At 74.8% G+C, this 15441-nt stretch carries 15 protein-coding genes; 9 read left to right on the forward strand and 6 right to left on the reverse strand.

All coding sequences use genetic code 11. The features are described from left to right. From CBZ_RS16360 to CBZ_RS16385, 6 genes are all read left to right on the forward strand, one after another. On the forward strand, positions 1–715 hold a 715-nt coding region (locus tag CBZ_RS16360; protein ID WP_165446819.1), incomplete at its 5' end, for a potassium-transporting ATPase subunit KdpA. After that, positions 712–2859, forward strand: coding sequence for a potassium-transporting ATPase subunit KdpB (gene kdpB / locus CBZ_RS16365; RefSeq protein ID WP_130782552.1), 2148 nt, complete (start codon positions 712–714; stop codon positions 2857–2859). The genes CBZ_RS16360 and kdpB, both read left to right, overlap by 4 nt. Beyond that, positions 2859–3515, forward strand: a complete 657-nt coding sequence (gene kdpC, locus CBZ_RS16370; protein WP_130782553.1) for a potassium-transporting ATPase subunit KdpC — start codon at positions 2859–2861, stop codon at positions 3513–3515. Before kdpB ends, kdpC begins: the two co-directional genes overlap by 1 nt. A gap of 113 nt (positions 3516–3628) precedes the next feature. Then, positions 3629–6088: a DUF4118 domain-containing protein gene (locus tag CBZ_RS16375; RefSeq protein WP_246013496.1), complete on the forward strand. Its 2460-nt coding sequence runs from the start codon at positions 3629–3631 to the stop codon at positions 6086–6088. Next, complete coding sequence (locus CBZ_RS16380; protein ID WP_130782554.1) at positions 6085–6783, forward strand: response regulator; 699 nt, start codon at positions 6085–6087, stop codon at positions 6781–6783. The genes CBZ_RS16375 and CBZ_RS16380 overlap by 4 nt, the downstream gene beginning before the upstream one ends. Positions 6784–6850: 67 nt before the next feature. Then, positions 6851–7063, forward strand: a complete 213-nt coding sequence (locus CBZ_RS16385) for a FitA-like ribbon-helix-helix domain-containing protein (RefSeq protein ID WP_218022800.1) — start codon at positions 6851–6853, stop codon at positions 7061–7063. A gap of 123 nt (positions 7064–7186) precedes the next feature. Here the strand turns inward: CBZ_RS16385 and CBZ_RS16390 are convergent, their stop codons facing one another. From CBZ_RS16390 to CBZ_RS16410, 6 genes are all read right to left on the reverse strand, one after another. Next, a complete protein-coding gene (locus CBZ_RS16390; protein WP_130782556.1) occupies positions 7187–7627 on the reverse strand; it encodes a Fic family protein in 441 nt (146 codons plus the stop codon). Further along, positions 7572–7814, reverse strand: coding sequence for a hypothetical protein (locus CBZ_RS16395; protein WP_130782557.1), 243 nt, complete (start codon positions 7812–7814; stop codon positions 7572–7574). Before CBZ_RS16395 ends, CBZ_RS16390 begins: the two co-directional genes overlap by 56 nt. Further along, positions 7811–7969, reverse strand: coding sequence for a hypothetical protein (locus CBZ_RS21040; protein WP_165446818.1), 159 nt, complete (start codon positions 7967–7969; stop codon positions 7811–7813). The genes CBZ_RS16395 and CBZ_RS21040 overlap by 4 nt, the downstream gene beginning before the upstream one ends. Positions 7970–8174: 205 nt before the next feature. Beyond that, positions 8175–8603, reverse strand: a complete 429-nt coding sequence (arfB, locus tag CBZ_RS16400) for an alternative ribosome rescue aminoacyl-tRNA hydrolase ArfB (RefSeq protein ID WP_130782558.1) — start codon at positions 8601–8603, stop codon at positions 8175–8177. A gap of 1 nt (position 8604) precedes the next feature. Further along, positions 8605–10338 carry an ABC transporter ATP-binding protein gene (locus CBZ_RS16405; protein ID WP_130782559.1) on the reverse strand — a complete coding sequence of 578 codons (1734 nt, stop codon included), beginning with the start codon at positions 10336–10338 and terminating at the stop codon, positions 8605–8607. Next, positions 10335–12191 (reverse strand): ABC transporter transmembrane domain-containing protein, encoded by a 1857-nt coding sequence (locus tag CBZ_RS16410; RefSeq protein WP_246013495.1) that lies wholly within the window; start codon positions 12189–12191, stop codon positions 10335–10337. The genes CBZ_RS16405 and CBZ_RS16410 overlap by 4 nt, the downstream gene beginning before the upstream one ends. Positions 12192–12678: 487 nt before the next feature. Between CBZ_RS16410 and CBZ_RS16415 the strand changes: the two genes are divergently transcribed. The 3 genes from CBZ_RS16415 to CBZ_RS16425 all read left to right on the forward strand — a co-directional run. Next, a complete protein-coding gene (locus CBZ_RS16415; RefSeq protein WP_130782560.1) occupies positions 12679–13494 on the forward strand; it encodes a hypothetical protein in 816 nt (271 codons plus the stop codon). Beyond that, a complete protein-coding gene (gene cpaB / locus CBZ_RS16420) occupies positions 13491–14219 on the forward strand; it encodes a Flp pilus assembly protein CpaB (protein WP_130782561.1) in 729 nt (242 codons plus the stop codon). The genes CBZ_RS16415 and cpaB overlap by 4 nt, the downstream gene beginning before the upstream one ends. Then, positions 14219–15441, forward strand: a 1223-nt coding sequence (locus tag CBZ_RS16425) for a CpaE/TadZ family protein (protein WP_130782562.1), incomplete at its 3' end; no start/stop codon positions are given. The genes cpaB and CBZ_RS16425, both read left to right, overlap by 1 nt.

Genomic DNA, 15441 nt, shown 5'->3' on the forward strand with positions numbered 1-15441 from the left:
GGAGGGCAAGGAGGCGCGCTTCGGGCCGGCCGCGTCCGCGCTGTTCGCGGCGTCGACCACGGGCACCTCGACCGGCGCGGTCAACGCGATGCACGACTCGCTCACCGCACCCGGCGGCGGCGTGACGCTGGTGAACATGCTGCTGGGCGAGGTCGCCCCCGGCGGTGTCGGGTCCGGGCTCTACGGGATGCTCGTGCTCGCGGTCGTCGCGGTGTTCCTCGCCGGGCTCATGGTCGGGCGCACGCCCGAGTACCTCGGCAAGAAGATCGGGCAGCGCGAGATCACGCTCGTCGCGCTCGTCGTCCTCACCATGCCCGCGGTCGTCCTGGTCGGCACGGCGCTCGCGGTCACGTCACCCGCCGGGCTCGCCGGGATCCAGGAGAGCGGCCCGCACGGGCTGTCCGAGGTGCTCTACGCGTTCGCGTCCGCGGGCAACAACAACGGGTCCGCGTTCGCCGGCCTCACCACCGCGACGCCCTTCTACAACACGCTGCTGGGGCTCGCGATGCTCGTCGGCAGGTTCGTGCCGATCGCCCTCGTCCTCGCCCTCGCCGGGCGCCTCGCGTCGCAGCGCGCCGTGCCGCCCAGTGCCGGCACCCTGCCCACCCACCAGCCCCTGTTCGTCGGGCTGCTCGTCACCGTGACGCTCGTCGTCGTCGGCCTGACGTTCGTGCCCGTCCTCGCCCTCGGTCCCGTCGTGGAGTCGCTGTCATGAGCACCGTCCTGTCCACCACGCCGCGCGCCCCGCGTCCGGCACGCCCCGGCCGCCCCGCGCGGGGCGCCGACCGGCACCGTGTCCCGGCGTCGTCCGCCCTGTCCGCCCGGCAGCTGCTCGCCGCCGTGCCGGACGCGCTGCGCGGCCTCGACCCGCGCCGCCTGTGGGGCGCGCCCGTCCTGCTCGTCGTCGAGGTCGGCGCCGCCTTCACCACCGTCCTCGCCGCCCTGGACCCCAGCGCGTTCGCCTGGGCCGTCACCGCGTGGCTGTGGGCGACCGTGCTCTTCGCGACGCTCGCGGAGGCCGTCGCCGAGGGGCGCGGCAAGGCACAGGCCGCGAGCCTGCGGGCGACGCAGCGCCAGACGACCGCCCGGCGGGTCGTCGGCGACCTCGCGTCCGTGCGCGGCGGCGAGCCCGTGACGACCGAGGTGCCCTCGTCGGCGCTGCGCGTCGGCGACGTCGTCGTGGTCGTCGCGGGGGAGACCATCCCGAGCGACGGTGACGTCGTCGAGGGCGTCGCCTCGGTGGACGAGTCGGCGATCACGGGGGAGTCCGCGCCCGTGATCCGCGAGTCCGGCGGCGACCGGTCGGCGGTCACGGGCGGGACGGTCGTGCTGTCCGACCGGATCGTCGTGCGGATCACCGCGCAGCCCGGGCAGACGTTCGTCGACCGCATGATCGCGCTCGTCGAGGGCTCCGCGCGGCAGAAGACCCCCAACGAGGTCGCCCTCAACGTGCTCCTCACGACGCTGACGATCGTGTTCCTGCTCGCCGTCGTCACGCTCCAGCCGTTCGCGGTGTACTCCGGGGCGACGCAGGACCTCGTCGTGCTCGTCGCCCTGCTGGTCTGCCTCATCCCCACGACGATCGGCGCGCTGCTGTCCGCGATCGGCATCGCGGGCATGGACCGCCTGGTGCGCCGCAACGTGCTCGCGATGTCCGGCCGGGCCGTCGAGGCGGCGGGCGACGTCGACGTCCTGCTGCTCGACAAGACCGGCACCATCACGCTCGGCAACCGGCAGGCGGCCGACCTGCTGCCCGCCCCGGGGGTGCCCGCCGAGGCGCTCGCCGACGCCGCGCAGCTGTCGTCCATGGCCGACGAGACGCCCGAGGGCCGCTCGGTGCTCGTCCTCGTCAAGGAGCGGTTCGGCCTGCGCGAGCGGCCCGAGGGGGAGCTCGTCGGCGCCGAGCTCGTGCCGTTCACCGCGCGCACCCGGATGAGCGGCGTCGACCTCGCGTCGCCGCCGCGCCGGGTCCGCAAGGGTGCCGCCGCCGCGGTCACGCACTGGGTGCGGTCGACGGGCGGGCACGCGGGCCCGGACGTCGCGGCCACCGTCGACGCGATCGCCGCGTCGGGCGGCACCCCGCTCGTCGTGGCCGAGCAGGTCGGCGAGGCGCCGGCGCGCGTGCTCGGCGTCGTGCACCTCAAGGACGTCGTCAAGGAGGGCATGCGCGAGCGGTTCGACGCGCTGCGCGCCATGGGCATCCGGACCGTGATGGTCACGGGCGACAACCCGCTCACCGCGCGGGCCATCGCGGCCGAGGCGGGTGTCGACGGCGTGCTCGCGGAGGCCACGCCCGAGGACAAGCTCGCGCTCATCCGGCGGGAGCAGGAGGGCGGACGCCTCGTCGCCATGGCCGGCGACGGCGCCAACGACGCGCCCGCGCTCGCCCAGGCCGACGTCGGCGTCGCGATGAACACCGGCACCACGGCCGCCAAGGAGGCCGGGAACATGGTCGACCTCGACTCCAACCCGACGAAGCTCATCGAGATCGTCGAGATCGGCAAGCAGCTGCTCATCACGCGCGGGGCGCTCACGACGTTCTCCGTCGCGAACGACGTCGCGAAGTACTTCGCGATCCTCCCCGCGATGTTCGTCGTCGCGTTCCCGCAGCTCGAGGTGCTCAACGTCATGCGCCTGTCGTCGCCGCAGTCCGCGATCCTCTCGGCCGTCGTGTTCAACGCGCTCGTCATCGTCGCGCTGCTGCCGCTGTCGCTGCGCGGTGTGCGGTACACCCCGGCGTCGGCCTCCGCGCTGCTGCGCCGCAACCTGCTGGTCTACGGGGTCGGCGGGCTCGTCACGCCGTTCCTCGGGATCAAGCTGATCGACCTCCTCGTCTCCCTCATCCCCGGGATCGCCTGATGACCACCCTGACCCGCCCGTCCCGCCCCGTGTCGCCGTCGCTGGGCGCGAGCGCCAACTCGCTCAGCCGGCAGACCCTCGCCGGGCTCCGCGTCCTGCTCGTCCTCACCGTCCTGCTCGGCGTCGCGTACCCGCTGGCCGTCACCGGCGTCGCACAGCTCACGCTCGGCTGGCAGGCCGACGGGTCGCTCGTGGCCGCCGACGGCTCGCGCGTCCGGCGGGCGTCCGACTCCGTGGGGTCGTCGCTCGTCGGCCAGCCGTTCGACGGGCCGCAGTGGTTCCAGCCGCGGCCGTCCGCGGCGGGCGACGGCTACGACACGCTCGCGTCCGGCGGGTCGAACCTGGGACCGCAGAGCACCGACCTCGTCGCGGCGATCGAGGAGCGCCGGGCCGCCGTCGCCGCGCGCGAGGGTGTCGACCCCGCGCTCGTCCCGCCCGACGCCGTCACCGCGTCCGCGTCCGGCCTGGACCCCGACGTGTCGCCCCCCTACGCCCGGCTCCAGGTCGAGCGGGTCGCCCGCGAGAACGGGCTGCCGGTCGCCGACGTCGCCGCGCTCGTCGAGCGGAGCGTCGTCGGCCGCGACCTCGGCGTCCTCGGCGAGCCGCGCGTCAACGTCCTGCGCCTCAACCTGGCCCTGCGGACAATGGTCTCGTGACCAGCACCGACGGCACGGCCCTCGACCCGCGCACCGGCGGGCCGGGGGCCGTGCGCCGCGGGCGCCTCACGGTGTACCTCGGGGCGGCGCCGGGCGTCGGCAAGACGTACGCCATGCTCGACGAGGCGCACCGGCGTCTCGCCCGCGGCACCGACGTCGTCGTCGGCCTCGTCGAGACCCACGGCCGGGCCGCGACCGCCGCGCTGCTCGACGGGCTCGAGGTCGTCCCGCGGCGCACGGTCGCGTACCGCGGGCAGGACCTCACCGAGCTCGACGTCGACGCGGTCCTCGCCCGCGCGCCGCAGGTCGCGATGGTCGACGAGCTCGCCCACACCAACGTGCCCGGCTCCGGGCACGCGAAGCGGTGGCAGGACGTGCACGACCTGCTCGCCGCGGGCGTCGACGTCGTCACGACCGTCAACGTCCAGCACCTCGAGTCCCTCAACGACGACGTCGAGGCCATCACCGGGATCCGCCAGCGCGAGACCGTGCCCGACGACGTCGTGCGCGCCGCGGACCAGGTGCAGCTCGTCGACCTGCCGCCGCAGGCCCTGCGCCGTCGGCTCGCGCACGGGAACGTCTACCGGGCCGAGCAGGTCGACGCGTCGCTGTCCTCGTACTTCCGGGTCGGCAACCTCACCGCCCTGCGCGAGCTCGCCCTGCTGTGGCTCGCGGACCGGGTCGACGACGCCCTCACCGACTACCGGCGCGACCACCGGATCGACGCGCCGTGGCCCGCGCGCGAGCGGATCGTCGTCGCCGTCACCGGCGGCTCCGAGAGCGACACCCTCCTGCGTCGCGGCGCGCGCATCGCCCAGCGTGCGGCCGGGTCCGAGCTGCTCGCCGTGCACGTCCTCGCGACCGACGGCCTGCCCGGCGCCGGTCCCGCGCGGATCGCCGAGCAGCGGCGGCTCGTCGAGTCGCTCGGCGGCACGTTCCACACCGTGGTGGGCGAGGACGTCGCGACTGCCGTCGTCGACTTCGCGCGCGGGGTCAACGCGACGATGGTCGTCGTCGGGGTGTCCCGCCGCCCGCGGTGGCGCGAGGCGCTGTCCGACAGCACGGGGACGTCGATCGCGCGCATGGCCGGGGCGGTCGACGTCCACCTGGTGACGCACGAGCGGGCGCGCTCCGGCCGACTGTCGGCGCGTCGACGGTCGCCGCTGTCCCGTGCCCGTCGGGTCGCAGGGTGGCTCCTGGCGCTCGTCGGGCCGGTGGCGCTGACCGCCCTGCTGTCCGCGCTCGACGGGGGAGTGTCGCTCGCGACCGACCTCATGCTGTTCCTCGCGCTCACCGTCGGCGTCGCGCTCGTCGGCGGACTGTGGCCGGCCGTGGTCAGCGCGGTCGCCGGGTTCGTGCTGCTCAACTGGTTCTTCACCGTCCCGACGGGCCGGCTCACGGTCGCGCAGCCCGAGAACGCGCTCGCCCTCGTCGTGTTCGTCCTCGTCGCCGCGGGGGTCGCGTCCGTCGTCGACCTCGCCGCGCGCCGCACCGCCGAGGCGTTCCGTGCGCGGGCCGAGGCCTCGACGCTCGCCTCCGTCACGCGCGCCGTCCTCACCGGGGACGACACCGCCGACGCCCTCGTCGCCCGGCTGCGCGAGACGTTCACGCTCCGCTCCGTCGCGCTCCTCGAACGGTCCGCCGACGCGTGGGTCGTCCTGGCGTCCGACGGTCCCGAGCCGCCGGCGACACCCGGCGACGCCGAGGCGGTCGTCACCGTCGACGAGACGCGGGTGCTCGCGCTCGCGGGCCGCGTCCTGCCCGCGTCCGACCGGCGCGTGCTCGACGCGTTCGCCTCCCAGGTCGGCGCCGTCCTGGAGCAGACGCGCCTGCGCCGCGCCGCCGAGCAGACCCGCGTCCTGGAGCAGGCCGACGCGACCCGCACCGCGCTGCTCGCGGCCGTCTCGCACGACCTGCGCACCCCGCTCGCGACGATCCGCACGTCCGTCGACGCCCTCACCGCCACCGACCTGCACCTTGCCGCCGGCGACCGCGCCGTCCTCGTCGACACGCTCGGAGACGCCACCGGCCGCCTCGAACGCCTCATCGACAACCTGCTCGACCTGTCCCGCCTCGCGACCGGCTCCGTCGCACCCGTCCTGCGTGACGCGTCGCTCGACGAGGTCGTGCCCCTCGCCGTCGAGGGCTACCCGCACGACACCGTCCGCCTCGACCTCGCCGAGACCCTGCCGCTCGTCCGCACCGACCCCGGCCTGCTCGAACGGGTCGTCGCGAACCTCGTCTCCAACGCCGTCCGCCACGCGCCCGACGGCTCACCGGTCGTCGTGACCGCGTCCCCGGTCGGTGCGGACCTCGTCCTGCGCGTCGTCGACACCGGCCCCGGCCTGCCCGACGAGTCCAAGGAGCGCATGTTCGAGCCGTTCCAGCGCCTCGGTGACACCGGTGGCACCGGCCTGGGCCTCGGTCTCGCCGTCGCGTCCGGCCTCGCCACGGCCGTCGGTGCCGACCTGCACGCCGAGGACACGCCCGGCGGAGGGCTCACCATGGTCCTCGTGCTGCCCCTCGCCGACGCACCCGAACGGCACGGCGTCGCCTCGCCGGTGACGCCGTGAGCGACGAGCGCCCGGGCGCCCACGTCCTCGTCGTCGACGACGAGCCCGGCCTCGCGCACGCCCTCGCGATCACGCTGCGCGCGTCCGGCTGGCAGGTCACGACCGCCGCCGACGGTGCCCACGCGCTGTCCTCCGCCGCGCACCACCCCCCAGACGTCGTGCTGCTCGACCTCGGTCTGCCCGACATGAGCGGCCTCGACGTCATCACCGCGCTGCGCGGCTGGACCCGGGTCCCGATCGTCGTCCTGTCCGCCCGCCAGCACGGCGAGGACAAGGTCGACGCGCTCGACGCCGGCGCCGACGACTACGTGACCAAGCCCTTCGCGATGAACGAGCTCCTCGCGCGCCTGCGCGCCGCCGTCCGTCGCGCCGCCGTCCCCGACCAGCCCGACGAGGCGGTCGTGACCGCCGGTGACCTGACCGTCGACCTGGCTCGCGCCCGCGTCCTGCGCGCCGGTGCGGAGGTCCGGCTGACGCCCACCGAGTGGGCGATGCTCGAGGTCCTCGTCCGCCACCGCGGTCGCCTCGTCTCACGCCGCCAGCTCCTCCAGGACGTCTGGGGCCCGGGCTACTCCGACGAGACCCACTACCTGCGCGTCTACTCCGCCCAGCTCCGCCGCAAGCTCGAGGACGACCCGGCCCACCCGCGCCACCTCATCACCCACCCGGGCCTGGGCTACACCTTCGAACCGTGACCGTCCGTCCGGAGAGTGCGGGCAGCGCTGACGTCGCTGGCGTCGAAAGAGGTGGACCATGCCGACGGTGACGGTGCGCAACCTCGACCCCGAGGTGCAGCGGCGGCTCCGGCTCCGCGCGGCACGCAACGGGCGCTCCGTGGAGGCAGAGGCTCGCGCGATCCTGACCGAGGCGGTGTGTGACCTTGCGGTCGACTGGCTGTCGATGACGGAGCGCGTCCGGGGTGAACCGCTACCGCTGCCCGAGCGCTCGACACCGCGAGGCGTCGACCTCACGTGAGCGCAACGGCTCCGCGAGCGCAAGGGTTGGCATCGCGATGCCGGCCGACGTGCCGCTGGCATGACGGCGACATGTGGGACCGCCGTCGCGTTGGCGGTAGAGGCCTGGCCTGCTGGCCGGCGACTAGATGATCGGGCGGCCAGCGATGAGCGTCGCCAGCTCTGACGGATCCCGGTGCTGGTCGTAGCGTCGGAGCGCCTCGATGTAGAGCCGCTTGTCGACGTCCCAGTCGTAGACCGCCGGCGTCTCGTCGAGTCCCTGCGCGGCCAGGAGCGTCAGGTCCGCGAGCAGGCGCGTGGAGCGGCCGTTGCCGTCGGTGAACGGGTGGATTCGGACGGTCTCGGCGTGCACGGCGATGCCGAGCTGGTGGGCGGTCCAGTCGGCCGTGTGCGCCCAGCGGTAACGGAGGCCGTCGAGCGAACTGCGGAGCTCGACCGCGATCTGCTCAGGGGCGACGCCGATGTTGATCTCCCGGCGGCGGTACTTGCCACCCCACGTCCAGATGTCCCTAGAGCCGGGCGTGCAGCGAGCGCAGGTACCCGTCGGTGGCGACGTCGTCGACATCGAGCATCCCGTCGAGGACTGCTCCGATCACGTCCTCGGTGACGGCAGACTCGAACGCCTGTTCCAGTGCGTAGACGTCGGCCTTCGTCGGCTCGCTCGGCAGTGCCTCGCGAGCCTCGGGAAGAAGCTCGGAGAGCTCGTCGCCGTCGAGGGGCGTCTCGCCGTATCCGGGATCGAGAGACGTCACGAGGCGCGACGGGTGCGCGCGACGACGTACTGCTGGGCCTTCGAGGTGAGGACCACCTCTGGAGGTACTTCTCGACCCTCGAGCTTCGCGGACACCTTGGTCGACCGCGCGGCGGAACGCTTGACGGCGGACTTGTCGACGACCCGTCGTTCCATGGCTCCTCCATCACCGTTTCGCTGATCGGGCCATCGTATCGGCCGGCGCCGGACCACTTCCGGCGTCGCAGGCATGGCCGTCGTACGGGGTCTCCCGCGACTCGTCGCCTGGGCGATCCCGGTCAGGCGCAGCCTCACATCTCGCCGACGGGGCGACCGTCGCCCTCGTGGACGCGACGCGGGGCCTCAGCCGTCGAGGGTCGGGTCAGCCCGGCCCGGGTCGACGGCGCAGCTCCTTGACCGCGCGGCGCTGACGCTCGCCCGCGGCGCGTCGCTCGCGCGACGACCGGCTCGGACGGGTCGCCCGGCGTGGCGGGCCCGGGGGAGCGAGGGCCTCGTCGAGGAGCGCGACGACGCGCGTGAGCGCGGCCTCCCGGTTGCGCAGCTGCGAGCGGTGCTCGGACGCCGCGACCGTCAGTACGTCGCCGCGCAGCCGGTGGGCCAGACGCGAGCGGACGCGCGCCTCCTGCTCGGGGACGGTCCACAGCACGGCGGAGACGTCGACCGACAGCTCGACGCGCGAGTCGGCGGTGTTGACCCCCTGGCCGCCGGGACCGCTCGACCGCGAGAAGCGCCACGAGAGGGCGTCGTCGGGAAGGACGACGCCCCCTCGCAGGGCGACCGGTGCGGTCACGTCACTCGTGCTGCCAGGAGTGCCACAGCGCGGCGTAGTCGCCGCCGGCCGCGACGAGCTCGTCGTGCGGGCCGATCTCGCTGATCCGCCCGCCGTCGACCACGGCCACCCGGTCCGCGTCGTGCGCGGTGTGCAGGCGGTGCGCGATCGCGACGACCGTCCGGCCCTCCAGCACGGCCGACAGCGACCGCTCGAGGTGCCGCGCGGCGCGCGGGTCGAGCAGCGACGTCGCCTCGTCGAGGACGAGGGTGTGCGGGTCGAGCAGCACGAGCCGCGCGAGCGCGACCTGCTGCGCCTGGGCGGGCGTCAGCGGGGTCCCGCCGGAGCCGACCTCGGTGCGCAGGCCCTCGGGCAGCGCCTCGACCCACTCCCACGCGTCGACGGCACGCAGTGCGCGCTCCAGGTCGGCGTCGGTTGCGTCCTCCTGCGCGAGGCGCAGGTTGTCGGCCAGCTCCCCGACGAACACGTGGTGCTCCTGCGTGACGAGCGCGACGTGGCCGCGCAGGTCCTCGAGGGGCAGCTCGACGAGCGGCACCCCGCCGACCGTGACCGACCCGCCCGTGGGCGGGTGGATGCCGGCGAGCATGCGTCCGAGCGTCGACTTGCCCGCACCGGACGGCCCGACGACCGCGAGGCGCTCGCCCGAGCGCAGGTCGAGGTCGATGCCGTGCAGCACGTCGTGGCCCTCGCGGTACGCGTACCGCAGACCGCGCGCGGACACGTCCTCGTCGGTCGGCTCGGCGTCGCCCGCGGTGCGGTCGGTCTCGACGAGCTGGACGCCGACGATGCGCGCGAGCGACGTCGCGGCGACCTGGATCTCGTCGACCCAGAAGATCAGCTCCCACACCGGGCCGGTGACCTGGAACGTGTAGAGCACGATCGTCGTGACCGCGCCGAGCGACGCGTAGCCCTCCGACACGAGGTACCCGCCCCACAGCAGCACCGCGACGGGCGCGAGCACGAAGGCCAGGTCGATGCCGGGGAACAGCACCGTGCGCAGGTCGAGCGTGACCTTCTCGGCGGCGAACGCCTCGCGCAGGTCGGCGTCGACCCGGGCCTGCCGGCGCGGGCCGAGGCGCAGCGCGTCGACCGTCCGGGCGCCCTCGACGGACTCGGTGATCGTGCCGTTGAGCGCCGCGTACGCCGCGGACTCGCGCTGGTAGGCGGGCGTCGCGCGCTTGAGGTACCAGCGCACGACGAGCAGCATCCCCGGCACGCCGACGAACATCGCGACGGCCACGAGCGGCGACAGCAGCACGCTCGCGACGACCGTGAGCGTGATCGTCACGACCGCGACGATGACGCGCGGCACGCCGAAGCGGACGGCGTGCTGCAGCCGGTTGACGTCGTTCGTCGTGCGCGCGACGAGGTCGCCCGTGCCGGCCCGCTCGACGGTGGACAGCGGCAGCGACGTCACGGTCGCGATGAACTCCTCGCGGAGCTCGGCGAAGACCTTCTCGCCGAAGACCATCGAGGTGCGCTGCGCGAACCGGATGAGGACGGTCTGCGCGAGCACCGCGGCGACGCCGAACGCGATGAGCATGTTGACCGTCGTGACGGTCGTGCCCTTCGTGACGCCGTCGACCAGCCGGCCGAGCAGCCACGGGCCGGTGAGGCCCGCGACCGCGGCGAGCGTGTGCAGCGTCGCGATGCGCGTGAGGTCGGCGCGGTGCGTCCGGAAGAGGCGGCCGGTGTACGCGCGCACCGCCGCCGTGTCGGCGATGGGGAGCTTCACGGTCGTCCTCCTGCGTGCTGGACCTGCTGGTCGGTGACGGCGTCGGTGGTGGTGCCGGTCGTGCCGTCGGTCGTGCCGTCGTGCGTGACGGGGACGCCGAGCGGCGGGGTGTCGCCCTCGTCCATCTGCCGGCCGACGACCCGCCGGTAGGCGGCGGCGACCGCGGGCCCGGCGGCGCCGTCGAGCAGTTCGGCGTGCGCGCCGCGGGCGACGAGCCGGCCGTCCTGCACGAACTGCACCTCGTCCACGTGGTCGAGCACGAGCGGCGAGGCGGTGACGACGAGCGTCGTCCGGCCGCGCCGGTGGTCGGCGAGCCGGCTCGCGATCCGTGCCTCGGTGTGGGCGTCGACCGCACTGGTCGGCTCGACGAGCACGAGGATCTCGGCGTCCATGAGCAGGGCACGGGCCAGCGCGACGCGCTGCCGCTGGCCGCCGGACAGCGACCGGCCCTTCTCGGGAAGCTCGCCGCCGAGCCCGTCGGGCACGGAGTCGAGGACGTCGTGCGCGTCGGCGAGCGCGATCGCGGCGAGCAGCCGGTCCTCGTCGCCCGAGCCGTGCACGTCGAGCTCCTCGCCGAGCGAGCCCGAGAACAGGTGCGGCGTGGCCTCGGCGACGACGATCCGGCTGCGCACGTCCTCCTTGTGCAGGTCCGCGAGCAGCACGCCGCCCAGTCGCACCGGGGTGTCCTTCTCGGCGTCGTCGTCGAAGCGCCCGAGCCGCGTCGCGATGCGGGCGGACTCGTCCGGGTCGGCGCCGACGAGCGCGACGACCCGGCCCGGGTCGACCTGCACGCCGCTGGTCTCGTCGACGAGCGGGACGTGCGGCGGGGGAGGCGTCGCGGTGCCGGGCGTGGCACCCGTCGCGGGCACGACCTGCAGCACCTTCACGACCTTGCCCGCGCCGACGTGCGCGCGTGTCGCCGACTGCAGGAACATCGTCGCGTTCTGCACGGGCCACGCGAGGAACGCCGCGTAGCCGTACGTCGAGACGAGCTGGCCGGGCGTGATGGTGCCGGCGAGCGCCATGTGCGCGCCGAGCCAGACGAGCACGGCGACGAACAGCCCGGGCAGGAGCACCTGGAGGGCGTCGAGCCAGGACTGCGTGACCGCGACCTCCTCGCCGCGGCGGCGCACGAGCTGCGACTGCGTGCGGTAGCGCGCGTTGAAGACGCCCTCGCCGCCGATGCCGCGCAGGATGCGCAGGCCGGAGACGGTGTCGGCGCCCAGCGTCGTGAGCCGGCCCGACGCCTCGCGCTGCGCGACCTGGCGGCGCTGCAGCGGCTTGACGAGCAGGCCGAGCGCGGCCGCGACCGTGGGCAGGCCGAGCAGCACGACGAGGCCGAGCGGGACGGACACCCGCAGCATGAGGACGGCCGCGACGCCGTACGCGACGAGGCTGCCGATGAACCGTGCGGCGACCGCGTAGACCTCGCCGACCCGCAGCGCGTCGTTCGCGACGGCGGAGACGACCTCGCCCGTGGGCAGCTCGGCGGTGATGGCGTGGCCCGAGCGCGCGACGGTGCCGCCGACGAGCTGCGACGACGTGAACGCGGCGCGCAGCCAGTTCGCGACGTCGTACCGGTGGCCGATCGCGCCCGCGGCGGCGCTGACGAGACCGAGCGCGCCGAGCGCGCCCGCGGCGCGCCACAGGTCGGGCCCGAAGCCCTGCTCGAGCCCGCCGTCGATGGCACGGCCGGTGAGGTAGGGGAGGAACGCCTGGCAGGCGAACAGGACGACCCCCAGCAGCACCGCGACCGCGAGGATGCCCCACTGCCGACGGGCGAGCCACCAGAGGTAGGCGACGGGACCTGTCAGCGGCGGGGTGCCGGGGTCGTCGAGGGGGAGTGAGCGCACGAGCGTCCACGTTACGTGCCGGTACCGACAACGCTGAACCGTTTTCCTCGACCCTGGGCCCGTGCGCCCAGGCGCCCGCGGGCCCACGGGCCCGGGCCCGTCCGGACGGCTGCGACCGTGGGCCCGCCGGGCCCGGCGGCGGCCTGGCCAGGATGGTCACGTGCCCCTCCCTCCGTCCCCGCGGCCCCGACGGCGCCCCGTCACCCGGCCGGGGGAACGGCGTCGCACGGACGCGTGCGCAGGTCGGACGCCCGACCGGGTGAACTCCGTGGGTCGTCGACACGTTGTGACCTGGGGCAACGTTCACGGCGTGTCCAGATCGAGCGGTGCGACCGGCGATGCCCGATCCGTCCGACTACTGTGTGGCGACGTCACTCCCCGACGGACGAGTCGGGACACGAAGGCCGTCGCCGCGCAGGGCCCCCGCACCGGGCCCGCCACGACGGCCCGACCGCCTCGCACGTCAGAACAGGGGAGCCACGCTCGGATGCCGTCGATCGTCGTCGCAGGACTCGTGGCGGCCCCCGCCCCCCTGCCCGCCCCTCCCGGGTCCCGTCCGTCGGCCGTCGTCGCCCCCGAGGACCTGGCCGGCCCCGGCGACGCCCACCTCGCCGGTGCGTCGCACGCCCTCCTGCTGGGTGAGCGCCGCCACGAGGTGCTCGTCCGCCGCCAGGCCGCCGCGCTCGCCGACCGCGGCCTCGCCGTCGCCTGGCGCACCCTGCCGCACGGCCCGGGCGCGATCCTCCTGCTCGCCGCTCAGGGCGCGTCCGCCGCGCTGTCGCCCGGCGAGACCGTCGCGTACGTCGAGGCGCTCGCCGACCGCACCTGGAGCGGGGCGTGGACGCCGAGCGTCGCGAACCTCGCCGAGCCGCAGCCCACGATGAGCCAGCACCTGCGCTCCGTCGCCCCCGGCGGCGAGGGGTTCGTCGTCACGATGTCCGGCCCGGCGCCCGCGGTCCGCGGCGTCGGGCAGCGCACCGAGCCCGACGAGCCCGCCGTCGAGCGCGGCACCCTCTACTGCGCCGACCTCGAGCGCGTCCCCGCCCGCGCCCGCGAGCAGCTGCTCGCCGCGAGCGGGTGCTCCACCGTCGTCGACCTGCCCTCCCTGCGGGTCGAGTCGTCCGACCGCCTCGGCACCACCAAGGCCGTCGAGGCCGTCGCGCTGCCCGGCGGCGCCGGCGTCTACCTGCCCGCCCTGACCGGCCGCTGCCCCACCTGCGCCGAGCCGGTCTTCGTCGACTACTGCCCCTTCTGCCACGTCCGCCGGACGTCGTCCGTCGAACCCCGAGGAGCCCTCGCGTGAACCCCCGTCAGAGACGCGGAGTCCTGTTCGTCCTGCTGTCCGCCGTGCTCGCCGTCGTCGTGTTCTTCCTCGTGGCGACCTACGTCGGGAGCGTGTCGAGCAAGGTCGGCTCGATGGTCACCGTCTACCGGGCGTCGCAGTCCCTGCCCGCGTTCGCGGTCATCGACGAGGCGTCGCTGGTCGAGGACGAGGTGCCCGAGCGCTGGGTCGCCCCCTCGGCCCTCGTCACCAAGGACGACCTGCTCGGCCGCAAGGTCGGCGTCAACCTCGCGGAGGGGACGCTCCTGTCGTCCGACCTCCTCGTGCCGCCGTCGGACCTCAGCCCGACCGAGCGCGAGATCGCCATCAACGTCGACGAGGTCACCGGCATCGCCGACCGCGTCCGCCCCGGCGACCACGTCGACATCTACGCGGTGTTCGCCGACGTCCCCGGGCTGCCCAAGCAGGTCCGCGTGCTCGTCCAGGACGTGCGGGTCGTCTCCGTGCGCGGCAGCCAGGTGCAGATCGACGAGGACAGCGCGACCGGTCAGGCGACCGTCGTGCCCGTCACGCTCGCGCTCGAGCCGAACGACGCGCTCGCCGTCACCTACGCCGCGGCGTTCGCGCAGGAGGTCCGGCTCGTCGGCCTGCCCGCCGGGTCCGGCGAGGACCGCACCGGGGAGCAGGGCGAGTTCGACGCCGGCGACCTCGGCGGCGAGGCCGTGCCGGAAGGGGTGAACGGCTGATGGCCGGCACCGTCGTCATCGGCTGCGCCGACCAGTCCCTGGCCTACGAGCTCCGGGCGCAGCTGTCCGAGGCCGCCGAGGTCGAGGTCGTCGGCGTCGGCGAGACCACGGGCGAGCTCGCGGACCTCGTCCTGCAGCACGACCCGAGCATCGTCCTCGTGCACGACCTGCTCGGCCCCGAGCCCGTGCACCAGGTCGTCCGCGACCTCAGCCTGCGCCGGCCCGCGAGCGTCTCGATCGTCGTGACGAGCGACGAGGACCCCGAGGTCCTCGCGGCCGCCATGGACGCGGGCGCGCGCGGCGTCCTGTCCTACCCCCTGTCGTTCGCCGACGTGCAGCAGCGCGTCAACACGGCGCTCGACTGGTCGCGGCACATGCAGAGCCTGCTGCTCAGCGCCTCCGCCGACGGCGGCAGCGCGCGCGGCCGGGCGGTCGTCGTCGCGGTCGCCGGCACCAAGGGCGGCGTGGGCGCGACGACCATCGCGACCCACATCGCGTGGGACGTGCGGCGTGAGATCCCCGACCACAAGGTGCTCGTCGTCGACCTCGACCTCGAGAAGGGCGACGTGTCGAGCCTCATCGAGGCCCGCGCGCGCACCTCCGTGGCCGACCTCGCGAAGGTCGCGCAGGACCTGTCGGTCCGCACCGTCGCCGACGCCGTCTTCCAGCACGAGTCCGGCATCCACCTGCTGCTCCCGCCCGACGACGTCCGCGACGTCGAGTGGGTCACGCCGACCGCGATCCGGCAGATCGTCGGCCTGCTGCGCCAGCAGTACGACCTGGTCATCGTCGACGTGGGCGCGCACGTGACGCCCGTGCAGGCCGCGGTCGTCGAGATCGCCGACGAGGTCGTCGCCGTCATCACCCCGGACCTGCTGAGCATCCGCGCCCTGCGCCGCAACCTGCGCTGGTGGGAGTCGCTGCAGGTCCGCAAGCCCGAGTCGGTGCACGTCCTGCTCAACAAGTCGTCGCGCCAGGACGAGGTGCAGCCGGAGACGGTCCGCCGCCTCACGCCCGGCGTCATGCTGTCGACCGTCGTGCAGGACATGGGGCACAAGCTCGAGACCGCGATGAACTCGCGCGCCCCCGAGCTCGTCACGGACGTCGGCTGGTGGCGCACGCTGCGGTCGGTCGGCCGTGAGGTCGGCGTCGCCCGCACGGCCGCGCCCGTCGCGGACCCGGCGGGCGCCGGCGTGGCGGCGACCGAGGCGCGGGCCAAGCG

Origin of the sequence: Cellulomonas biazotea (assembly GCF_004306155.1) — a bacterium.
In the GTDB taxonomy this organism is placed as follows: Bacteria; Actinomycetota; Actinomycetes; order Actinomycetales; family Cellulomonadaceae; genus Cellulomonas; species Cellulomonas biazotea.